The 23,553-nt window shown below is 56.4% G+C and carries 17 protein-coding genes; 15 read left to right on the plus strand and 2 right to left on the minus strand.

Translation table 11 applies throughout. From position 1 onward, the window contains the following. Nucleotides 1–4 precede the first annotated feature (4 nt). The 15 genes from Q354_RS0108560 (at nucleotide 5) to Q354_RS0108635 (ending at nucleotide 19,566) form a co-directional block, all read left to right on the plus strand. Nucleotides 5–2,038, plus strand: coding sequence for an NADPH-dependent 2,4-dienoyl-CoA reductase (locus Q354_RS0108560; RefSeq protein ID WP_027857244.1), 2,034 nt, complete (start codon nucleotides 5–7; stop codon nucleotides 2,036–2,038). Between the two features lie 239 nt (nucleotides 2,039–2,277). After that, on the plus strand, nucleotides 2,278–3,408 hold the full coding sequence (locus Q354_RS25075) for a WD40/YVTN/BNR-like repeat-containing protein (protein WP_051559993.1): 1,131 nt from the start codon (nucleotides 2,278–2,280) through the stop codon (nucleotides 3,406–3,408). Further along, nucleotides 3,408–5,765: an efflux RND transporter permease subunit gene (locus Q354_RS25080; protein WP_051559994.1), complete on the plus strand. Its 2,358-nt coding sequence runs from the start codon at nucleotides 3,408–3,410 to the stop codon at nucleotides 5,763–5,765. Before Q354_RS25075 ends, Q354_RS25080 begins: the two co-directional genes overlap by 1 nt. Before the next feature lie 364 nt (nucleotides 5,766–6,129). Then, the gene (locus Q354_RS0108575) at nucleotides 6,130–7,923 is read left to right on the plus strand and encodes an acyl-CoA dehydrogenase C-terminal domain-containing protein (protein ID WP_027857245.1); all 1,794 of its coding nucleotides are present in this window, start codon (nucleotides 6,130–6,132) and stop codon (nucleotides 7,921–7,923) included. 14 nt (nucleotides 7,924–7,937) lie between these two features. Continuing rightward, nucleotides 7,938–8,363 (plus strand): SCP2 sterol-binding domain-containing protein, encoded by a 426-nt coding sequence (locus tag Q354_RS0108580; RefSeq protein ID WP_245601017.1) that lies wholly within the window; start codon nucleotides 7,938–7,940, stop codon nucleotides 8,361–8,363. A 50-nt stretch (nucleotides 8,364–8,413) separates the two neighbouring features. Then, nucleotides 8,414–10,105, plus strand: coding sequence for an AMP-binding protein (locus Q354_RS25085; protein ID WP_036229049.1), 1,692 nt, complete (start codon nucleotides 8,414–8,416; stop codon nucleotides 10,103–10,105). Continuing rightward, nucleotides 10,105–10,653 carry a DUF2889 domain-containing protein gene (locus Q354_RS0108590; RefSeq protein ID WP_027857247.1) on the plus strand — a complete coding sequence of 183 codons (549 nt, stop codon included), beginning with the start codon at nucleotides 10,105–10,107 and terminating at the stop codon, nucleotides 10,651–10,653. The genes Q354_RS25085 and Q354_RS0108590 overlap by 1 nt, the downstream gene beginning before the upstream one ends. A gap of 361 nt (nucleotides 10,654–11,014) precedes the next feature. After that, nucleotides 11,015–13,162: a fatty acid oxidation complex subunit alpha FadB gene (fadB, locus tag Q354_RS0108595; protein ID WP_027857248.1), complete on the plus strand. Its 2,148-nt coding sequence runs from the start codon at nucleotides 11,015–11,017 to the stop codon at nucleotides 13,160–13,162. Nucleotides 13,163–13,178: 16 nt separating this feature from the next. Next, complete coding sequence (gene fadA / locus Q354_RS0108600) at nucleotides 13,179–14,357, plus strand: acetyl-CoA C-acyltransferase FadA (RefSeq protein ID WP_027857249.1); 1,179 nt, start codon at nucleotides 13,179–13,181, stop codon at nucleotides 14,355–14,357. A gap of 1,206 nt (nucleotides 14,358–15,563) precedes the next feature. Further along, a complete protein-coding gene (locus tag Q354_RS0108610; RefSeq protein ID WP_027857251.1) occupies nucleotides 15,564–15,989 on the plus strand; it encodes a hypothetical protein in 426 nt (141 codons plus the stop codon). 84 nt (nucleotides 15,990–16,073) lie between these two features. Then, nucleotides 16,074–16,313 (plus strand): hypothetical protein, encoded by a 240-nt coding sequence (locus Q354_RS0108615; protein ID WP_156948272.1) that lies wholly within the window; start codon nucleotides 16,074–16,076, stop codon nucleotides 16,311–16,313. A 33-nt stretch (nucleotides 16,314–16,346) separates the two neighbouring features. Then, the gene (locus Q354_RS0108620; protein ID WP_027857253.1) at nucleotides 16,347–16,805 is read left to right on the plus strand and encodes a hypothetical protein; all 459 of its coding nucleotides are present in this window, start codon (nucleotides 16,347–16,349) and stop codon (nucleotides 16,803–16,805) included. Nucleotides 16,806–16,973: 168 nt separating this feature from the next. Then, nucleotides 16,974–17,735, plus strand: coding sequence for a transposase (locus tag Q354_RS27300; RefSeq protein ID WP_051559995.1), 762 nt, complete (start codon nucleotides 16,974–16,976; stop codon nucleotides 17,733–17,735). Between the two features lie 184 nt (nucleotides 17,736–17,919). Beyond that, nucleotides 17,920–18,855: a hypothetical protein gene (locus Q354_RS0108630; protein ID WP_027857254.1), complete on the plus strand. Its 936-nt coding sequence runs from the start codon at nucleotides 17,920–17,922 to the stop codon at nucleotides 18,853–18,855. A gap of 210 nt (nucleotides 18,856–19,065) precedes the next feature. After that, nucleotides 19,066–19,566, plus strand: a complete 501-nt coding sequence (locus Q354_RS0108635; RefSeq protein ID WP_027857255.1) for a GNAT family N-acetyltransferase — start codon at nucleotides 19,066–19,068, stop codon at nucleotides 19,564–19,566. Between the two features lie 466 nt (nucleotides 19,567–20,032). Here the strand turns inward: Q354_RS0108635 and Q354_RS0108640 are convergent, their stop codons facing one another. Together Q354_RS0108640 and Q354_RS0108645 are read right to left on the minus strand one after the other, a co-directional pair. Continuing rightward, nucleotides 20,033–21,379: a DUF1329 domain-containing protein gene (locus Q354_RS0108640; RefSeq protein WP_027857256.1), complete on the minus strand. Its 1,347-nt coding sequence runs from the start codon at nucleotides 21,377–21,379 to the stop codon at nucleotides 20,033–20,035. A gap of 19 nt (nucleotides 21,380–21,398) precedes the next feature. After that, nucleotides 21,399–23,264, minus strand: coding sequence for a DUF1302 domain-containing protein (locus Q354_RS0108645; protein WP_084332521.1), 1,866 nt, complete (start codon nucleotides 23,262–23,264; stop codon nucleotides 21,399–21,401). Nucleotides 23,265–23,553 lie beyond the last annotated feature (289 nt).

Consider the following 23,553-nt stretch of genomic DNA (forward strand, 5'->3'; position numbering starts at 1 on the left):
CGAAATGAGTAATAAGTCACACCCGCACTATCCCAACCTGCTGCAACCGCTGGACCTGGGCTTTACCACGTTAAAAAACCGTATCCTGATGGGCTCGATGCACCTGGGATTAGAAGAACGCCCGCATGGCTTCGAGCGGATGGCCGCTTTCTATGCCGAACGTGCCCGGGGCGGCGTGGCGCTGATCGTGACCGGCGGCATCGCACCCAATGAAGCGGGGGTGGTACATCATGGTGCCGCCATGATGGCGGACGAAAAGGATGTGCAGAATCACCGGGTTGTGACCGATGCGGTACATCAGGCGGGCGCTAAGATCTGTATGCAGATCCTGCATACCGGACGCTATGCTTACAGCCCTCAGCTGGTGGCGCCCTCTGCGCTGCAGGCACCGATCAACGCCTTTAAGCCCAATCCGCTGAGTGCTGAACAGGTCGAACAGCAGATCGGTGACTTTGTCCGCTGCGCCACGCTGGCGAAGGAAGCCGGTTATGACGGTGTCGAAATCATGGGCTCCGAAGGCTACCTGATCAATCAGTTTATCGCCGCAAGGACTAACGATCGCGAGGACGACTGGGGCGGGGACTATAATCAGCGCATCCGCTTTGCGGTCGAGATTGTGCGCCGGGTCCGCGAGGCGGTTGGCGAGCAGTTTATTATCATCTACCGCCTGTCGATGCTGGATCTGGTTGAAGGCGGCAGCGCACTGGAAGAGATCGTCCGGCTGGGGCTGGAGATCGAGCAGGCCGGCGCCACTATTATCAACACCGGTATCGGCTGGCATGAGGCGCGTATTCCCACCATTGCCACCAAGGTACCGCGCGCGGCCTTTACCTGGGTCACCGCCCGGGTGCGACAGGAGCTGAGTATCCCGGTGATTACCTCCAACCGGATTAATATGCCGCAGGTCGCAGAAGAGGTGTTGGCGCGGGGGGATGCCGATATGGTATCGATGGCGCGTCCGTTCCTGGCCGACCCGGAGTTTGTGATGAAGGCGGAGCAGGGCCGGGCCGATGAGATCAATACCTGTATCGGCTGCAACCAGGCCTGCCTCGATCATATCTTTGCCGGCAAGCTGACCAGCTGCCTGGTTAACCCCAGAGCCTGTCACGAGACCGAGTTGCTGATCACCCCGGTCGCTGAGGCGAAGAAGCTGGCGGTGGTGGGGGCGGGGCCTGCCGGGCTGGCGTTCGCGACCACGGCGGCAAAGCGTGGTCATCAGGTCACCCTGTTTGATGCCCAGTCTGAGATCGGCGGCCAGTTTAATGTCGCCAAGCGGATTCCGGGTAAAGAGGAGTTCTACGAGACCCTGCGCTACTTTTCCCGTCAGCTGGAGCTGACCGGTGTCGCGCTGAAGCTCAATACCCGGGTCAGTGCTGATGCCCTTGAGCAGGGCGGCTTTGATGAGGTGATTATCGCTACCGGTATCGCCCCGCGCACTCCGCAGATCGAAGGTGTCGATCATCCGAAAGTATTGGGCTATCTGGATGTGATGCACGGTGCCGAGGTGGGGCAGAAAGTGGCGGTGATCGGTGCCGGTGGTATCGGTTTCGATATCTCCGAGGTACTGGTGCATCAGGGTGTGTCGAGCAGCCAGAATGTCTCTGCCTTTATGGCCGAGTGGGGCATCGATATGAGTCTCAGCGCCCGCGGTGGTGTTGAAGGCGTCAAGCCGGAGTTTGCACCGTCTGCGCGCGAGGTCTACCTGCTGCAGCGCAAGCCGACCAAGGTGGGCGCACAGCTGGGTAAGACCACCGGCTGGATTCACCGTACTGACCTGGCTAAGAAAGGGGTGCGGATGCTGAATAAGTGTGAGTACCTGAAAATTGATGATGCCGGTCTCCACCTCAGTGTCGATGGCGAGCCTCAGCTGCTGGCAGTGGATAATGTGATCATCTGTGCCGGGCAGGAGCCGAATAAAACCCTGGCGGATCAGATCAGTAACACACCGGTTCACCTGATCGGCGGGGCTGATGTGGCTGCCGAACTCGATGCCAAACGCGCCATAGACCAGGGTACCCGCCTCGCCGCGCAGATCTGATGGCGGCCCCGGTGCTGGTTATCCGGTGCACATAATTGTTAGCGGCCAGCGGTATCACGGCTGGCCGGTGCTTATTCTCCCTGGCATCACTGTGCTGTTCTTCGTGGCGATTGTGGTTTTCGCGGTAACGAAAAATGTCAGTGATGCTGGGTAGAAATGTCATTGAGGTTCCGACGATGTTACCTGAAACTGCATGATCAGTTTCTAACTACCCAACAAATATAATAACCGGGTTCCCTATGAGATTACCTGCGGCCTATTTAGCGGTGCTGGCATCGCTGCTGACTCTTTTCACCTTCTCCTATCCTGTTCAGGCTGACAGCAGTGACCGGCTGCAGCGGCGCGCTGAAACATTGCCGTTACCGGAGGGGCTGCCCGGCCAGAAGCTGCTGTTGCTGGACATCACCCGTGCCGGCGAGCGGCTGGTGGCCGTGGGCGAACAGGGCATTATTCTGCTCTCCGATGATGCCGGTCAGCACTGGCGTCAGGCGCAGGTACCGGTGGCCGTGCTGCTGACGGCAGTGCAGTTTATCGATGAGCGCACCGGCTGGGCGGTAGGACATGACGGGGTGGTACTGCACTCAGCTGATGGCGGCGAGCAGTGGCACAAACAGCTGGATGGCAACGCCATCAACCAGCTCCGTATTGAGGCGTTGCAGCAGGCGATGCAGCAACCGGATCGCTTGACCGGCAATGGCGGTCTGCCCCCGGAGGATCTGGAATACGCTCTGGAAGATGCACAGATCCAGCAGCAGGAGGGCCCCAGCGTGCCGCTGCTCGACCTGTGGTTTAAAGACCGCAACGAGGGCTATGTCACCGGTGCCTACGGTATGTTTCTGAGTACCCAAGACGGTGGCAACAGCTGGCAGAGCCTCGACCATCAGTTACCCAATCCCGATCGCCTGCACTTCAACAGTATTCATGCCAGTCGTAACGGCACCCTCTATCTGGCCGGTGAGGCCGGCACCCTGTTGCGCCGCCTGGGCCGAGACTGGCAACAGCTGGATAGCGGCTACGAGGGCTCCTTGCTGGCGCTGCACGATGCCCCTGACACCGAATCCGGACTCTATCTGATGGGCCTGCGTGGTCATCTTTTTTACTCAGCCGACGGTGAGCGCTGGCAGCCGCGGGCCTTACCGACCCGCAGCAGTATCAACGCCGCCCTGACGGATGCGGAAGGCCGCCTGATCCTGCTGGGACTGGGAGGCTTGCTGTTGCAGCAACAGGGCGAGCAGTTTCAGCCATTAGCGGGGGCGGGGCGCAGCAGTTTTTCTGCCGCCGTGGTTGCAGGGCCGCAACTGATACTGGTCGGCGATGCCGGACTAACCCGCGTTAATCTGAATTCAGCGCAGTCGGGAGGTGATATCTGATGAACACGGAACGCCTGTTACTGACACCGATCACCTGGACCGAAAGCCTGCTGGAACGCCTGCTGTTTCAGCGTCGGGGTCTGGTGATCACCCTGTTTATGCTGATTACTCTGGTGTTGGGCTGGCAGGCAAGCCAGATCCGCCCCGATGCCAGCTTTGTGAAGATGATCCCCTCGGCACATCCCTATGTGACAAACTTCCTTAACCACCGAGACGATCTGGCCGGACTGGGCAACAGTGTGCGAATTTCGGTCGAGGCGACCGACGGCGATATTTTCAGCGCCGGGTTTCAGGATACCCTGAAGCAGGTTACTGACGAGGTGTTCTTTATCCCCGGTGTCGATCGTTCGGCCCTGAAATCGATCTGGACACCCAACGTTCGCTGGACCGAAGTCACAGAAGAGGGCTTTGTAGGCGGCCCGGTGATCCCGCAGGCCTATGACGGCAGCGCTGAGGCGCTGGAGCAGTTGCGGATTAATATCCTGCGTTCGGGTCAGGTGGGACGGCTGGTGGCTAACAATTTCCGTTCGGCAATTATCCAGGTACCGCTGTTTGACCGCCATCCGCAAACGGGTGAAAAGCTGGACTACCAGCAGCTCTCCGGCCAGCTGGAAAGCCTGATCCGCGACAAGTACCAGCGAGCGGGGATCGAGATACATATTACCGGATTTGCCAAGATCGTCGGCGACCTGATCGACGGTGCCCGTCAGGTGGTGCTGTTTTTTGCCATCGCTTTCATCGTCACGCTGGTGTTGCTGTACCTCTATTCCCACAGTGTGGTAGGCACGCTGGTGCCGCTGGCCTGTTCGCTGATTGCCGTGGTATGGCAGCTGGGGCTGCTGCGCCTGCTGGGCTACGGGCTTGATCCCTACTCGATGCTGGTACCGTTTCTGGTGTTTGCCATTGCGGTCAGTCACGGCGTGCAGGTGGTGAATAATGTCACCCTGGAGTCGGCTCAGGGGGCAGATAAGCTGCAGGCGGCCAGGCGTGCCTTCCGCGCTATCTTTATCCCCGGACTGATTGCGTTACTCTCGGATGGTATCGGCTTTGTCACTTTACGGGTGATCGAGATCGAAGTGATCCGGGATCTGGCCATTGCAGCATCCCTCGGCGTAGCGGTGATTGTCCTCACTAACCTGCTGCTGTTGCCGGTGCTGCTGGCCTGCTTTGGCGTTGGCCAGCGGGCGGAACTGCGGGCCCGGCTGGCCTCAGAACGGTCGCACAGTCGCTGGCAGCTACTAACCGTATTCAGCCGCTGGCGCGGTGCGTTGGCGGCACTGTCGGTAGCGGCGCTGATGATGCTGGCCGGAATTATCCTCAGTCAGGACCTGAAAATCGGTGACCTGGACGCCGGGGCGCCGGAGCTGCGGGCCGACTCCCGCTATAACCGTGACAATCGCTTTATCAGTGAGAACTACGCTACCTCCAGTGATACCTTTGTGGTGATGGTGAAAACCGCACCGGAGCAGTGCAGCAGCTATAACACCCTGGCGCTGGTGGACCGCTTTCAGCACCGCCTGAACAGTGTTGCCGGGGTGCAGAGCAGCATCTCTTTGACCGATGTATCGGAGCGGGTAACCGCCGGACTGAACGAGGGCAGCCTGAAGTGGCGGGCCGTCAACCGCAACCAGCTGGTGATCAACGCCTCGCTGGCGTATGTGCCGGCAGGGTTGATGAATACCGATTGCTCACTGTTGCCGGTGATCATCTTCCTCGACGACCACCGGGCAGAGACCCTGAAGCAGGTGACCGCCGCGGTGGAGCGTTTTGCCAATCAGCATAACTCTGACCAGGTCAGCTTCCTGATGGCTGCCGGCAATGCCGGCTTTGAGGCTGCCACCAACGAGGTGATCGGTACAGCACAGTACCAGATGTTGCTCTGGGTCTATGGCGTGGTGAGCCTGCTGTGCCTGCTGACCTTCCGGTCGCTGAAAGTGGTGGCCTGTATTATCGCGCCGCTGGCCCTGACCTCATTGCTGTGTCAGGCGCTGATGGCACAGCTGGGAATCGGTGTCAAAGTGGCGACCCTGCCGGTGATCGCGCTGGGGGTCGGGATTGGGGTCGACTACGGCATCTATATCTATTCCCGGCTCAATACCTATCTGTCACAGGGCTATGACCTGCCACGGGCCTATATGCTAACCCTCAATACCACCGGCAAGTCGGTGGCCTTTACCGGCCTGACGCTGGCGATCGGGGTGGTGCTCTGGGTGTTCTCGCCGATCCGTTTCCAGGCCGATATGGGCATCCTGCTGACCTTTATGTTTATCTGGAACATGCTGGGGGCGCTGATCCTTATTCCGGCCCTGGCCTGTCTGCTGCATGAGCGGGCGAAGAAGCCGGTGACGGTGCAGTAGCGGGACTTGTGTTGACCTGAAACCCGCCATTCACGGGATGACCTGCACTCGGGTCATTCCTGCCTTTCCATAACGCCTCCTCTCCGGGAGGCGGCCCGTTTTCGATTTTCTGATCCTTGTGAACGCTTAAGTCGGTGGGTTTGTCTGTGCTTGGTTGTTTATTATCTGTTTGCTATCAATGGGTTAGTTGAATTTTGTGTTGTTGTGCTTATTTTTGTCACAAAAAATGGCAGCTTTTGTTATTGGCCGTTGCGCCACTTTGAACCATTCTTTTCATACACCATCAATGTTGGTCTTCAGCGATTCCGTAGCCAAATGCAGGCATCGCGCGACCCAGAAAAACAACAGGAATGAGGGACGGGTTATGCCGGAATATAAGGCCCCTTTGCGTGATATGAACTTTGTGCTGAATGAAATGCTGGCGATGGACAAGCACTACCAGAGCCTGCCCGGCTGTGAGGAAGCGACGCCGGATATGGTCAGCGCCATTGTCGAAGAGGGCGCTAAGTTCTCTGAGCGTGTGCTGGCGCCACTGAACCAGGTGGGTGATCAGCAGGGTTGCCAGCTGACGGAAGAGGGCGTTAAGACTCCGGATGGTTTCCGTGAAGCCTACCAGCAGTTTGTCGAAGGTGGCTGGCCTTCACTGGCACATGATACCGAGTGGGGCGGACAGGGGCTGCCGGAATCACTGGGTATCGTTATCAACGAGCTGGTGGGTACCGCCAACTGGGCCTGGAGTATGTATCCGGGGCTGAGTCATGGTGCGATGAATACCATTGAAGCCCACGGCACGGAAGATCAGAAATCGACCTATCTGACGAAGCTGGTCAGCGGTGAATGGACCGGCACCATGTGCCTGACCGAACCTCACTGCGGCACCGACCTGGGCATGCTGCGTACCAAGGCCGAGCCGAATGCCGATGGCAGCTACAGCATTAGCGGTACCAAGATCTTTATCTCCGCCGGTGAACACGATATGGCGGACAATATTGTCCATATCGTCCTGGCCCGCCTGCCCGATGCGCCGCGGGGTACCAAAGGGATCTCGCTGTTTATCGTGCCGAAGTTTATGCCGCAGGGTGAAGGTATTGGTGAGCGTAACGGCGTCAGCTGTGGCTCGCTGGAACACAAGATGGGTATCCACGGTAACTCCACCTGTGTGATGAACTTCGACGGCGCGACCGGTTACCTGATCGGCCAGGCCAACAAGGGCCTCAACTGCATGTTCACCTTTATGAACACTGCCCGTATCGGGACTGCCCTGCAGGGACTGGCGCACGCTGAGTGGGCTTTCCAGAACTCACTGGACTACGCCAGAGACCGTCTGCAGATGCGCAGCCTGAACGGCCCCAAGTGCCCGGAGAAGCCGGCAGACCCGATCATAGTGCATCCGGAAGTGCGTAAGCTGCTGCTGACCCAGAAAGCCTTTGCCGAAGGCGGCCGGGCGCTGATCTACTACACCGCCCAGTTGGTAGATAAAGTGAAACTCGCCTCCGAGGAAGAGCGCATCGAGGCCGATGGTCTGCTGGCCCTGCTGACACCCATTGCCAAGGCCTTTCTTACCGAGGTGGGCTTTGAGTCTGCCAACCACGGCCTGCAGGTGTTCGGCGGCCACGGTTACATTGCCGAGTGGGGGATGGAGCAGAACGTGCGCGACAGCCGCATCTCCATGCTGTACGAGGGCACGACCCAGGTACAGGCACTGGATCTGCTGGGACGTAAGGTACTGATGACTCAGGGCGAGTCGCTGAAACGCTTTACCAAAGTGATCCACCAGTACTGCCAGTCCCAGTCCGACAATGTCGACCTGAGGGAATTTATCATGCCACTCAACAAGCTGAACAAGGAGTGGGGCGATATCACCATGCAGGTGGGAATGAAGGCGATGCAGAACCGCGACGAAGTAGGTGCGGCTTCGGTGGATTACCTGATGTATTCCGGTTACGTCACCCTGGCGTATTTCTGGGCGCGGATGGCTGAAACCGCTCAGCGTCAGCTGGAGGCGGGTACCGATGAAGTGGCGTTCTATACCGCCAAGCTGACCACTGCACGTTTCTACTATCAGCGCCTGTTGCCGCGTACCCGCAGCCTGGTCGAGACCCTGCTGTCCGGTGCTGACAACCTGATGGAGCTGGATGAAACTCACTTCCGCTTCTAAGGCAGCTGATACAGATGCTTAAACAACTACTGAAAACCAAGGCAGGCCAGGCGCTGGTGCTGGGCCTGCTGCGCTTAAATGCCCGTCGACAGGGCCGGAATAACATCAAGGAAACAGATACCATGGCAGACCTGAACGCAATTTTTACCGAGATGAAAACCCGCTTTAACGCCGACGCTGCAGCCGGTACCGATGCTGTGTTCCAGTATGTGGTGGATGGCGATACACACTGGAGTGTCGCGGTGGCTGACAGCGAATGTCAGATCGCTGAAGGGACTCACGATGCGCCGACGGTGACGCTGAACCTGGACAGCACCACCCTGACGGAGGTGATGTCCGGCGAGCTGGATGGTATGCAGGCCTTCATGTCCGGTCGCATCCAGGCTGATGGCAACATCATGGAAGCCACCAAGCTGGCGCTGCTGTTTCCGGTACGCTGAACAGGGCCGGAGCCTGATCAACAATAAAAATAACAGTAAGTGAGGTCACAATGGACGGGCAGATTCCCGCTGCGGACACTATCCCTGTGGATATTAACCCACAGGGTTTCGAGACAATTCCCGATGTACTGGCCTGTGCGGTGGCGCAGTATCCGGATAACCCGGCCTTTACCAGCTTTGGCCGTACCCTTTGTTACGCTGAACTGGGGCAACTGGCGCAGGCATTTGCGCTCTACCTGCAGCGCGAGACCGACCTGAAACCGGGTGACCGGATTGCAATCCAGTTGCCCAACCTGATCCAGTATCCAGTGGTGCTCTACGGTGCCATGCTGGCCGGGCTGGTGGTGGTGAACACCAATCCGCTTTATACCGCCTCCGAGATGCAGCACCAGTTTAACGACTCGGGCGCGCGGGCGTTGATTATCCACAAGAGCATGGCGCACAAGGCAGACCAGATACTGGCCAGCACCGCGATCGACTATACCTTCGTCACTCAGGTGGGCGACCTGCATGATTTTGTGAAGCGCACCCTGCTGAATGCGGCGGTGAAATACCTCAAGCGGATGGAACCCAAATACCACCTGCCGGGGGCCATCCCGCTGCGCAGCGCGCTGCTGAAATATATGGGGGGCAAGCCCGATCCGGTCACCCGGGTAAGGGGGGATATCGCCGTACTGCAGTATACCGGCGGCACCACGGGTGTCTCCAAGGGGGCGATGCTGACGCACGCCAACCTGATCTCCAATATGCTGCAGGGACAGAAGCGGATCGATGAAAGCGGTTCCGGCTGGCAGCGCCAGCTGATACTGCCGTTACCCCTATACCATATCTACGCCTTTACCATCGCCCAGGCATCACTGATTTCCGGCGGTCATATCGTGCTGATCCCCAATCCGCGCGATCTGGATGGCTTTGTCAAAGAGTTGTCCAACTGGCAGCCATCGACCTTTATCGGTCTCAATACGCTGTTTGTCGCACTCTGCAATCATGAACGATTCCGGGCGCTGGATTTCAGCGCACTGCAGGTGACCTTCTCCGGTGGTATGGCACTGACCCATGCCGCGGCCGATCAGTGGCATCAGGTCACCGGCTGTCAGGTCGTGGAGGGCTACGGCCTGACCGAAACCGCGCCGGCGGTATGCATGAACCGGGTCGGCGCGCTGCAGATCGGCAGTATCGGCTTCCCGGTGATTCATACCGATGTGCGTATCCTTCAGGAGGGCGTCGAGCAGCCCGTCGAGCAACCGGGAGAACTCTGCGTCAAAGGTCCGCAAGTGATGCGGGGTTACTGGCAGCGGGAGGAGGATACCCGCGAAAGCTTTACTGCCGATGGCTACTTCAGAACCGGTGATATTGCCGTTCGGCAGGCTGACGGTTATATCCGCATCGTCGACCGGGCCAAGGATATGATCATCGTCTCCGGCTTCAATGTTTACCCCAACGAGGTGGAGGATGTGGTGAGCCTGCATCCGGATGTGTTGGAGTGTGCTGCTGTCGGCATTCCGGACCATAACAGCGGTGAAGCCGTCAAACTGTTTGTGGTCGCCAAAGCGACGGAGCTGAACCGTGAGTTGTTGCGTGACTGGTGTAAGGAACGCCTGACCCGCTACAAGGTGCCAAAGCACGTGGAATTTGTCGCCGAGCTGCCGAAATCCAATGTGGGTAAAATCCTGCGCCGGGCACTCAGGACACCGGCAGCAGAGCCTCAGCCGGCTGAAAAGCAACTGGAGGAGGTGAGCTGATGCCACTGTCCAAACCACAGCGCCGCAGCCTGGCGCATCACCGCAGCGTCAGCTGCTACGGCTACCAGCGTGAAGACGGGCTCTGGGATATCGAAGGCCATATGACGGATATCAAAAGCCAGCCGGTGGATAACCCTGAGCGCGGTGGCTATATCGCCGCCGGTGAAGCGTTTCATGATATGGGGTTACGTATCACCATCGACCAGGGGCTGCTGATCCACGAGGTTGAGGCGGTGATCGACCAGTCTCCGTTTCGTATGTGTCCGGGAGTGACCGGAGCCTTCCGTAAGCTGGAAGGCACACGTATCGGCCCGGGCTGGCAGCGTCAGGTGAAAGAGTTGCTGGGGGGCGTGCAGGGCTGCACCCACCTCAGTGAGCTGCTGGTTCCGATCGCCACCACCGCCGTGCAAACCCTGTGGCCCAGCACCCGGGATGACATTATGAAACTGGGAGCCCAGGTGATGCTGAACAGTTGCCGTACCTGGGCGGCCGACAGTGAAGTGATCAAAACCTACCTGCCGGAGCTATACCAGGCTGCCCCGGAATAGGCCCGAGCAGCACTAACCCCGTATTCCCTGTTTTGCATTCCCTTTCTGGCATTGCATTACCTTTTACCGGCCCCGCGCCGGTTTTTTATGCCCGCCCGCTACTTATTAAGTCGTAATGAAACAAAGTGTCACGTTTTCGTTGTTTGTTAGGCATTGATTTAAAAGGTTTTTATAGTTGGTGAATTCTTGTGTCACTAAAACAGCCCTATTTTGTCATTGCCGCAAACCGTCCGCGAATTAGTATCTAACTATCACCTGGGCCGGTTACCCGAGTCTGTAACCCGGAGTACCCGGCCCGTAACGGGATCTGTCGCTGCGCCGGAGGGCGTGGTAGAGAATAAAAATGAACGGAGCAAATCAGATGCTTTATCAAGGTCAGTCGATCCGTGTGGAAGCGGTTGAAGGCGGTATCTTCAACCTGGTATTCGACAATCAGAACGAATCGATCAATAAGCTGGATCAGGCAACACTGGGCGAGCTGCGTGATGCAGTGGCGCAGCTGGCTGCCCGTGACGATCTCAGCGGTGTGTTGTTCTCCAGCGCCAAGTCCTGCTTTATTGTTGGCGCCGATATTAAGGAATTTAACCAGATGTTCTCCTCCGATGAGGAGAGCATCGTAGCGGCGCTGCTGGAGCTGAACCAGATCTTCAACAGCATCGAAGACCTGCCTTGCCCGACCGTGACGGCGATCAACGGCATTGCCCTGGGCGGTGGCTGCGAGCTGTGTCTCAGTACCGATTACCGGGTAATGGCAGAAGGTGCAAAGATAGGCCTGCCGGAAGTGAAGCTGGGGATCTATCCGGGCTGGGGCGGTACCGTGCGCCTGCCACGCCTGATCGGTGTCGATAATGCCAATGAGTGGATCTGTGGCGGCGCTGAGAAACGTGCTGCTGCCGCACTGAAAGACGGTGTGGCCGATGCGGTGGTTGCGCCGGAGCTGGTGCGCGAGGCTGCGCTGGACCTGCTGCGCAACTGCATCGAGGGCAAGTTTGATTACCTGGCGCGCCGGGAAGAGAAAAAATCCCCGATCAAGCTCAACCAGATCGAGCAGATGATGGCCTTCGAGAGCGCCAAAGGCGTGATTGGCGGCAAGGCCGGGCCGCATTATCCGGCACCGCTGGCGGCTTTGAAAACCATCCAGAAACACGCCAGCCTGCCACGCGATAAGGCGCTGCCGATTGAAGCGGCGGGCTTTGCCAAACTGGCCCGTAACGAAGTGACCCGTGCACTGGTCGGCCTGTTTATGAAAGACCAGGCGATCAAGAAGATCACCGGCAAATATGAAGCCCAGGCCGAAGCGGTGCAGCAGGCGGCCGTGCTGGGCGCCGGTATTATGGGCGGCGGCGTGGCCTACCAGTCCGCTTCCAGGGGCACCCCTATCCTGATGAAGGATATCGCCGAACCGGCGCTGCAGCTGGGGCTGGATGAAGCCAATAAACTGCTCGGCGGCCAGCTAAAGCGCGGCCGTATCGATGCGGCGAAGATGGCGCAGACGATCAACCGCATCACCCCGACCCTCAGTTACGGCGACTTCAACCGGGTCGATCTGGTGGTCGAGGCGGTGGTGGAAAATCCCAAGGTGAAAAAGGCGGTGCTGGCGGAAGCCGAGCAGCACCTCAGCGAGGGCGCGGTACTGACCTCCAACACCTCCACTATCTCCATTACCGAGCTGGCCACCGCGCTGCAGAAGCCGGAAAACTTCTGCGGTATGCACTTCTTTAACCCGGTACACAAGATGCCGCTGGTGGAAGTGATCCGGGGCGAGAAAACCTCCGAAGCGACCATCGCCCGCACCGTGGCCTACGCCAAGGCGATGGGTAAGACGCCGATCGTGGTCAACGACTGCCCGGGCTTCCTGGTCAATCGTATCCTGTTTCCATACTTCGGTGGCTTTGCCCGCCTGATCAGCGACGGCGCTGATTTCCGTCAGATCGATAAAGTGATGGAAGGCTTCGGCTGGCCGATGGGCCCGGCTTACCTGCTGGATGTGGTGGGTGTGGATACCGCGCACCATGCCGATCGGGTGATGGCGGCCGGTTTCCCGGACCGGATGGATCATCAGGGTGAGAACGTGATCGATCGCCTCTATCAGCTTGAGCGTTTTGGTCAGAAGAACAGCAAAGGCTTCTATCGCTACGAGATTGACCGCAAGGGCAAACCGAAAAAACTGCCGGATGCTGAGATCGATACCCTGTTGGACGGTGTGGTCGGCGCTGCGACGGCGTTCAGTGACGAAGAGATCATCGAACGGATGATGGTGCCGCTCTGTATTGAGACCGTGCGCTGTCTGGAAGATGGCATCGTCGCCTCGGCGGCAGAGGCGGATATGGGCCTGATTATGGGCATTGGCTTCCCGCCGTTCCGCGGTGGCCCGCTGCACTATCTGGATCAGATGGGACTGGCGCGCTTCTGCGAGATCGCCGCCAAATACGAAGCGCTGGGGCCACTGTACCAGCCAACTGACAAGATGAAACAGATGGCCGCTGCCGGCGAAACCTACTTCGGTTAAGGATGGAGAGAGAACAATGAGTCTTAAACCCAATGATGTTGTGATTGTCGATGCGGTGCGTACACCGATGGGCAAATCAAAGAACGGTTCTTTCCGCAACGTCCGCTCTGAAGCGCTCTCCGCTGCCACGATGAAGGCACTGCTGGATCGTAATGAAGCCGTCAAGGCGGCAGAGATTGAAGATGTTATCTGGGGTTGTGTGAACCAGACCCTGGAGCAGGGCATGAACATCGGCCGTAACGCCTCCATACTGGCGGGGATTCCCCATACCGTATCGGCACAGACCGTCAACCGCCTCTGCGGTTCTTCGATGGCGGCGATGCACACCGCCGCCCAGGGCATCATGACCGGCAATGGCGATATCTTTATCGCCGGCGGCGTCGAGCATATGGGCCATGTCAGCATGATGCACGGTATCGATGTCAACCCGCAGATGTCGAAACAGGTCGCCAAGGCCGCCATGATGATGGGCGTAACCGCCGAGATGCTGGCTAAGATGAATGGCATCAGCCGTGAGATGCAGGACCAGTTTGGTGCCCGTTCCCACCGCCTGGCGCACGAAGCAACCCTGGAGGGGCGCTGGGCCAATGAGATCATCCCGGTGGAAGGTCATGACGAAAAGGGCTTTAAGAGCCTGCTGACCCAGGATGAAGTGATCCGCCCGGAAACCACCGTCGAGACCCTGGGCGAGCTGAAACCGGTGTTCGTACCTAAGGTCGGCACCGTCACCGCCGGTACCTCCTCCGCCTTTTCCGACGGTGCATCCGCGATGCTGCTGATGTCCGCCGCCAAGGCCGAACAGCTGGGCCTGAAACCACGCGCCCGCATCGCCAGCATGGCGGTAGCCGGCTGTGACCCGTCGATCATGGGCTACGGCCCGGTACCGGCCTCGCAGAAAGCACTGAAACGTGCCGGACTGAAGGTGCAGGATATCGATCTGGTAGAACTGAACGAAGCCTTCGCCGCGCAGGGACTGGCCGTACTGAAGAACCTTAACCTGCTGGATCAGATGGAGGAGAAGGTTAACCTCAACGGCGGTGCTATCGCCCTGGGTCACCCGCTGGGCTGCTCCGGCACCCGTATCTCCACCACCTTGCTCAACCTGATGGAAAGCAAGGACGCCACCTTCGGCCTGGCCACCATGTGTATCGGTATGGGGCAGGGGATCGCCACAGTGTTTGAGCGCCTGAACTGATCGCTGAAATCGCTTAACCCCTGAAAACCGGGCCCGACAAGGCCCGGTTTTTGTGTTTTGTTGTAGCAGCGACCTCCGGTCGCGTCCGCGCTTATAGCGCCTTCCCGTGGTTCCCACGCTCCGAGACTGTGAAAGTATGCGTAGGTTGGTGACGAGGAGTGCAACGACGAATCCCAACATTGCCGTGAAGCCGGTATTATTGCCGAAATTGATCCGGTTCCCTTGCCAGGGCTATCACTACTGCCTGACTTCTGTGGTGGCCAGCCTGCAATTCTGAGCATTCGATCTGACTTCAATCCAACATCGAGTCACGAGGTTGTTCATTTTCTTTGCTCACCCAAAGAAAACGAACCAAAAGAAAAGGTGCCCCACAACTTGTGGGCTGCGCCCATTCCCTGCGCTTGCCGCCTGCAGCGGGGCGGGCTGGAAACTCCTCGCTGCGCTCGTCAGACACCTAGCCCGCTTATCCCGCAGCAGCCATCAATGCTCGGCTGCGTCGAAGGGGAGGTGGGCACTCCGTAGCCTGGTGTAGAGCGCAGCGAAACCTACGGTGAATTCCGACTGCGATTCGCCATTGCTCCCGCCGCTTTTGTGGGAGCGCTTTCCAAGCGCGAATATCCGGGTTGGGAGTATTTTCAGGGCCATCAATGAGGCCTGATATTTGTGGTAACCCTGCTGTTGGTTCTGAGCATTCGATCCGGCTGCAAACCAACATCGATTCCTGAGGTTGTTCATTTTCTTTACTCGCATAAAGAAAGCGACCAAAAGTGCGCCCCACAACTTGTGGGCTGCGCCCATTCCCTGCGCTTGCCGCCTGCAGCGGGGCGGGCTGGAAACTCCTCGCTGCGCTCGTCAGACAACCAGTCCGCTAATCCCGCAGCAGCCATCAATGCTCGGCTGCGTCGAAGGGGAAATTGGCACTTCGTAGCTTAGCTTGGAGCGATCAGCTCATTTGAGAATGGGGATTGGATCAACCAATGGCCGATAACAGAGTTCGAGGGATTTCGTCGCAGATAGAGTTATGCGAGGATAGACACCACTTTGACGCTTTTTCACAGAAGGACTCTGGAGCCATGCTTTAGGATGCAAGCAGAATCAAATACTTACCCTCCGTTATTGAGTCTCCGTTTTGTAGATATATGTCAAATTGACGTGTTTAAATGCGTCAATTTGACATATATCTAGCTGTTATATATCGGAACCCATATGGACATAGCAAGTTTGGGATTGGGTGGTTTACTAGGTACCTTTCTAGGCCTGTTTCTTGGCCATAGATTGGCAATCCATCGAGATAAAATATCAAAGATTAATTCAGCAAAATATGCTTTTAGAGAGATAGTGTTTGGCGCTTTATCCAGAGCACAGACAAGTAGCAACTTAATCCATCAAGTATTGCAAGTGGAGTGTATCCGTATATATGAAGAAGGGCTTAAATTAACCGCGTATCTGTCAGAGTCTGAAAAATCAAGGCTAAACGATGCTCTCAATGAGCTTCTGATGTGGAATGACCTGGTTAACAATCGGGCAGTTGAGCATAGGCTCTATGGTGGAGATCCCGCTGAATATGAGCGGCTTAAAGAGTCAAAGCCAGAAACGTTACTGCTTAACTTAGTCGAAAACTTGAAAATATAACAAGTTGCAGCAGTTCGCAGCCGACGGGTGCCGGACTCGCTACGCTCGCCGCAGTGCAAGGCGTTATATCTTTCGGAGGTAGTGTTGAAACTCTACAAAACTATCCCAACTGGCAATGTTGGAGATGAATTTAGAACGGAAGTACTAAAAGAATCGTCAGATACTTCGGTTTTGAAGAAAGCCGGGTTCGAATTTGCGATGAGTATTGGAGCTGGTGATGTAGTGTGGAGCTATGGCCCGCTAACTGGGGATAGGATAGAAAGCAGCGCCGCAAAGTGGTTCATGTACTTGCCGGAAAACGTTGTGCTTACGATTAATGAATGAATTTTTCAGCTGAAAAGCGAATGAGGTTCTACTGTGGCTCGGGAACTATTGATAATTGGTGCATTGGCGAATTTTGAGCATGGACCGAATAAAAACTCGTTGCTTCAAGAAATCAACAATGAAGTTGATGGGTTCTACTTATATAAGCAAGTATTTGAGCCGGGTGTAGTCTATGCCTCATTAAACTGGCAGGGGGTCATAGGTACAGCAGCATCTGTTTCTTCAATTGCAGCACTTGCTTGGTCTATATATACCACCAAAATTCAGCCTCAAGAAAATAATCCAAGTAACGAACTTGAACCAAAGGTCGTTATTCAGATAAAGAACAGCGATGGTGAATTTGAAATGTTCAGCATTGATGGAAAGTATGAAAGCAAAGAGATATTTATCGAAGAGTTTACCCATAAAGTGGAAGTTCTTAGAGCCGGTGAAGATGGTAGCTCAATTAAAGAAACAATTGAAAAATCAGGTCGTTGGGTCCGCGTGAAATAAGTATATATAACAAGTACGGGCACGTTCAGCCACTGCGTGGTTTGGACTCGCTACGCTCGCCCGTGCCGTAAGCGTTGAGGCTGTCGGATAAGTCCTGAGTCCCTTGGTGCCGGGGGCTTTTCCTCGCTACAATCGCTGAAAAGAACTTTACCGCTGAGGGTGCAAGGGATGGCACGCTACAAACACTACGATTACAACCAGACCAAGATGATCCCGCTGCGGTTTGCGGATCAGATTCAGCCTGGCACCTTCGAATATACCCTCAGCCACGTGGTCGATCATGACCTCGACCTGTCCCTGTTTGAATCCCGCCATCGCAACGACTACAACGGTGCTCCGGCCTACGATCCGGCACTGCTGTTAAAGATTGTCCCGTTTGCCTATTCCCGAGGCATCACCTCCAGCCGCAAGATTGCGCAGGCGTGTCGTGAGAATGTGATCTTTATGGCCCTGTCCGCTGACAGTCAGCCTCACCACAGCACCCTCGCGGACTTTATCAGCCGGATGGACGATGTGATCGCACCGCTGTTTACCCAGGTGCTGACATATAGGGATAGCGAGATCGATGGCAAAGCCGTAGTCCGTTTCCAGGGCTACCGCAAAACCTGCCGGGTCTGCCCGTTGAAAAGCCAATGCCTGCGTAAGCCGAACCAGAAGGAAGGGCGTCAGGTCAGCTTCTATCCGAAAGCCAACACACCGAAAACCAGCTTTATGGATCGGATGAAAGAGAAGATCGACAGCCCGGTGGGGCGGCATATCTATAGCCAGCGACTGGGCACCGTTGAGCCGGTGTTCGGCAATCTGGAAACCAACAAGGGACTAAAACGCTTCACCTTGCGAGGTGAATCCAAGGTCAATGCCCAGTGGCTGATGTACTGCTTGGTACACAATATCGAGAAAATAAGTACCGCCGGGCAATTAAGACACTGAAAAGAAAAAACGGGCTGAATAACGGCTCGGATCAGTGTAAAAGACAATTAAAGCGTGTTTGAATCGGGTCTCCGTTGATAGCAGATGCATCGCTTCAAACTCACAACAGAACAAGGAGGGCTGTCTGAAATGGATATTTATAGGGTTAAATCTCTAATCCGACAGCCTCGTTAAGCGAAAAAGAATGAACACAAGATTCATACAAATAATTATAACCACCATTGCAGTCGTGATGGCATTGGTTCATACATACTTTCCAGAAATTAAAATTGATGGAATCACAGTTACGCTACTACTAGTTGCAATGCTTCCATGGCTAGCCCCGCTGTTTAGAAGTGTAGAATTACCCGGAGGCCTAAAGGTAGAGTTTCAGGACCTAGAGGCTGCAAAGAAGAAAGTAGAAGATGCTGGGTTATTGAAAGAGCCCGCTCACGATGAAGAAAGCGAACATCACGTATATGCCTTTCAAGCAGTAGCTGGCAATGACCCCAATCTCGCACTGGCGGGTTTAAGAATTGAAATAGAATCAAGAATAAGAGAGCTGGCAAAAAATCGTGGCATTCAGTCTGAGCGAATCCCTTTAAGAAAACTAACGCATGAGTTAATTCGGAAAGGAGCATTAAATAGTGAAGAGGTGGCTGCTATCGAAGACCTTCTACCTCTGCTAAATAGTGCAGCACACGGTGCTGGAGTAGATGATAGAGCTAGTGGATGGGCTTTGGAATTTGGGCCTAGGCTACTAGATGCGTTAGAAGATCGTCTTGGGGAAGCATCCATACCGAAGCTCGTTGAAAGTTGGAAGTCACGTGATGGTGCGGCTGTTGCAGAAATCGGATCTGAATTATCAAAGTCGTTAGCACAAGCTCCAAAAGCATTTTTTCAAGCAATGAAAACCGATCCTGATAGCTTTGAATCATGGTTAGAGGAGGTCCAGCACCATACATTTACGATTTACGAGTCTAGGAGTGAACTTGATGATGATCTATATATGGCCTATTACGAAAAGTTGAAAGCGTTAATGATCAAATCTACAAGATCAGTTCTTAATAGCGAGTTTGATGCTGAGGCACAACGGGTGCTGCAATCGTTAGAATCAGTAGAAGTTTCGCGGATATGGTAAAGCACTTAATCGGGTAGCCGAGGGTCTCTAGCCCTCAGCCCCCACAACACCCTGCATGCGGGTCCGCACAGGGCGTTTCACTTAGGGAACTAGAGAAAGGACACCCATCAAAATTTGCAGACGGTATGTACAATAATGATATTTCCCTGACGGATCGTCCTGGCATTACTAACCGCAGCACTCAATTCAATGTTCTTTATAAGTAAAAAAATGTCCCTAATCCAAACCAAAAACCCCCGTTTCTCTATCCGAATGGCAACGCCTGTTGATGCCGCACTGGTTGTCGACTATATGAAAAAGCTTGGCCGCTATCAGAAGATGGAGGACAAGATTGTCGCCACGCCTGAGCGGATCGAGCAGCTGCTGCAATCCAAGCAGGGTGAGGCGCTGTTTGGGCTTTGGGATGGCGAGGTGGTGGGCTTTGCCTATTTCCATGAGAAAAGCTCTGCCTTTACTGGACGCGCCGGGCTTTATATCGATGGCTTTCTGATCGACGATTCGATGCGTGGCGAGGGGCTGGGCAATATCGTAATGCAGTTCCTGTCCAGGCTGGCGGTGGATCGCGGCTGTGAGTTGCTGGAGTGGGGTTGCCTGGACTGGAACACTCCGGCAATTGAGTTCTACCGCAAACAAGGGGCTTTCTGCGTCGATAATATGCGGATCTATCGCTTTTCACCGGAAACGCTGCAGGCTAATGCGGCGTTGTTTTAGGGTTTTCGTGGGTTTCGCTGCGCTCTACACCACGCTACGAAGTACCCATCCCCCTTCGATGCAGCCGAGCATTGACGCCTGGGGCGGGATTAGCGGGCTGGGTGTCTGACGAGCGCAGCGAGGAGTTTCCGGCCCGCCCCGAAACAGGCGGCAAGCGCAGGGAATGGGCGCAGCCCACAAGTCGCGGGGCGCACTTTTGGTCGTTTTCTTTATGCGAGTAAAGAAAATGAACAGCCTCGTAACTCGCAGCTGGTTTGCAGTCAGATCGAATGGTGCAGAATCGACAGTTGGCCTACCACAGATATCAGGCAGCATTGATGGCCCCGAAAATACTCCCAATATTGCTATTCGCGCTTGGAAATCGCTCCCACTGAAGCGGAGACTGCACTCGTGGGTTTGTTACGGGGCACCATAAAAAAAGCAGAGCCGGGGGCTCTGCTTTGGTGGGGTGGAGAGAAACGGCTAGTTAGCGTTTACCCATACGGCGGATCGCCTGGGGGGTGAATTCCTTGTACTTAAAGCGCTGGCTGAAGTCGAAGCCGTTGCCTTCCTCGTTGGTCAGGCCGCCGACCAGGTAGCGGCCGGACTGCAGGTCGTAGAGGGTCTCGGCGGTGATCCAGGGGACCTGTACGTCACGGTACTGGAACTGGAAAGCTTCACCGACACGCCAGAGTTCGCCACGGCCGTCGAAGTGGTCGACAACGGAGATCTGCCAGCTGTCTTCATCCAGGTAGAAGGTGCGCTTGGCGTAGATATGGCGCTCGCCATCCTTCAGTGTGGCTTCTACTTTCCAGACCCGGTGCAGTTCATAGCGGGTCAGTTCCGGGTTGAGGTGGCCCGGTTGCAGGATCTCGTCGTACTTCAGGCTGCGGTCGGCCAGCTTGAAGTTGTTGTAGGGGATATACATCTCCTGCTTGCCGACCAGTTTCCAGTTGTAGCGGTCCGGCGCGCCGTTAAACATATCCAGGTTATCGGTGGTGCGCTGGCCGTCGGTGGCGGTACCCGGTGCGTCGTAGGCGATCTGCGGTGCGCGGCGCACCCGGCGCTGGCCGGCATTGTAGGACCAGGCCTGGCGTGGCTGGGTGATCTGGTCGATGGTCTCATGCACCAGCAGGACGTTGCCGGTAAGGCGGGTGGGGGCTTTTACCTGCTGCACGAAGTAGAACAGGATGTTGTCATTTTTCCCCGGTTTGTTGTTTTCCAGGTAGTTGGGCCAGGCCATCTTTTCGTAGATCTTCACCGGGGTGAAGCTGCCGTTGGCATTGACCGGCACCTGAACAAAGGTACGTGCCAGTGAGCCACCACGGTAGCGGGTCATATGGTTCCAGATCGCTTCCAGGCCGTTATTCGGGATCGGGAAGGCGACCCCCTCTGACAGCTGCTGGATGCCGTTGCCGTCATCGCTGAGGATAGCGCGCACGGCATTCTGGCGCATGCTGTGCTGGATATTGTCGGGCACTGCAGCGGTGCGGTGACTCGGATAGACCTTCATTTTGAAGCTGTCGGGATATTTCTGCAGCATCGCCAGCTGGCCCGGTGACAGCTTGTCTTTATGCTGTTCTGCGTTACCGGCGTTGATCTCGAACAGCGGCTGTTCATCGGCAAAAGGGTCCTGATAGCGATTGTCTGCCGGCGGCAGGCCGCCATTCCAGGCCGGGATGGTGCCTTCGGTATTGCCTGCCTGTTCGGCCCCCATCGGGGTCAGGCTCTGGCCCAGTCGGGCGGCGTCCTGTTCGGAGACGGCCGCCAGGGCGGTGCTGCTGCTCAGGATCAGGCCCATGCTCAGTAGCAGGCGGGTAGGTTTAAGGTTCATTGGATTCTCCTGAGACCGGTTAAAAGGATACAGATGCGCTGAGGGACAGGAAGTCCCGGTCAGACAGGGCGTTATAGTCACCGCCGAAGAAGTCGGTGTAGGCCAGCTGCACACGGTACTGGTTCAGATAGTCGGCGGTGAGGCTGAGGCTAACCGATTTTTCCCCCTCATTGAAGGCGGCACCCGGCTGCGGGCCATAGCCTTTGACGCCGTGCTTAAAGCTGACCTGTGGTGTCAGGCTGATACCGGCGAGGGTGTTGGGATAGACCAGGTTGGCCCTTGCCACGTAGCCGTAGGAGTCCTGGGTAACAAAGCCGTCGTTGTCACCGGCGGTATAGCCAAAGGCACCGGCGCGGCCGTATTTCAGTTCGTTTACGCCTTCATCGAGTCCGTGCACATGGGTCCAGCCCAGTTCGCCGATCAGGGTCATGCGGCTGGCGCCCAGCACCCGGTCGTAGAACTTGATAAAAGTACTCTGCAGCTGGGTAACGTCCAGCAGCGAGTAGCCCTGAATTTCTGAGCCGAGGCCGGCACCGGAGATCAGGTTATCCGCCCCGGCGTTGCCAATACCGCCGCTGAACTGGGTCAGGATGGCGCCAACCAGCAGCGGGCCGTTGATCTGTACCGGTACGTCTTTCTTATGGCTGATCTCACCCGACCAGGCGATGTCGCCAAGGCTGGTAGAGAAGCTCAGGCCTAGCATCCGGGTCTGTTCCGGGTAGCTGACAAAGTACTCGCTCATAAAGGGGGCGGCCGCAGCCTGTGCCTGAGCGGTGGCGATCGGCACGCCGGCACCGACCAGCGAGGTAAACAGGGCTGTCGGTGAGACGGCGGTATTGACGCCGCTGATCAGCGGCAGGCGGCTGTTGTACTGGGCCGCATAGAGGCCGAATTCAGTGTTGTTCAGCTCTTCGGCAAAGTAGCGCAATGCCAGCCCGAACTGACCATCATCGTCGGCTTCGCGGCGGCCGTTGGCGTGACGGTTTACCACCAGGGGGCCCTGGAAGTAGGCGCTGTCCGGTACCTGAGTCGCGGGAATCGCGGCGCTGGTGATACGGATGCCGTCACAGCCTTCGGCGGCGAAGTCATTGGTGGAGAAGTAGGTGCCGCAACCGTCGACAGCGGTGGGTTCCCATTCCAGCTGGTAGAAGCCTTCGATGCTGAGGTTATCGGTCAGGCCCAGTGAGGCAAAGGCCATATTGACCGGCAGCAGCCCCTCTTTGATCTCTGCGCCGGGGCGGCGGAAGGCGTTGACGTCGATCGGGTTGATGACGTTGATGCCGCCCTGAATAAAGGTGCTTTCTCCCCAGTTCACGACCTGACGGCCGATACGGATATCGAGTGGCTTGTCGCCGACATCCAGTTCGGCAAAGAAGTAGGCATCGAGGATTTCCGCCCCGGAGAATTTGGCATAGTCGTTAAAGCCGCGATCATCCAGGTCGCTGTTGGCACTGTAGCCGTTAACGGTGTTGCCGTGGTTCTGGGCATTGTCTTTCAGTTCGAAGTCATACCAGTATTTTCCCCTGACAAAAGCGCCCACATTGTCGTAGCGAAGTTCAAGGTCATGCACGCCTTTCAGGGTCTGGCTAAAGGCATCGCCCTTGTCGAAGTTAAGGCTGCCGTCATCGTAACTGCCGGAGTTGCGACTGGTGCTGCTGCCACCGTTGGCACTTGAGATCAGGTCTTTGTCAGGATTATCCATTCTCCAGCTGGCGCCGATCGAGAGCTGAGAGTCGAAGCGACCTTCGACTTCACCCAGCTGGAACTCCATGGCGGAACTTTGTGCGCTGCCGAGTACGGCTGCGATGGCGAGCGGTAGAAGGCGGAGCGTCATGCTCCCGGTTGAAGTCGCCTTACTGCAGGCGCTCCCTGTTGCTTGTGTCATGCGTTTCACCTTGAGTTTTTATTTTTGGCAGTGGTGAGTCGGTTGGCAGACCGTCGTTACAGCTGACTGGTTCGGGGCATACTGATGATCTGTCGTACCGGTTACTACCTGCGGGTAGCGATGGCTAATACTGGCTTTTTGGGGGGCTGGACGACAATAACATTAGCCGCCAGTTTTAATGACAAATTTGTTCCGGTGGGGTGTTGCATTGTGTCATCGTAATAGCGATAAATAAGCTCAACGTTTCGAGAGTAAAGGCCGGTCGCTGTCTGGCCGGGCAGGGGGAGTT

Origin of the sequence: Marinobacterium jannaschii DSM 6295, assembly GCF_000620085.1 — a bacterium.
Lineage (GTDB): Bacteria > Pseudomonadota > Gammaproteobacteria > Pseudomonadales > Balneatricaceae > Pontibacterium > Pontibacterium jannaschii.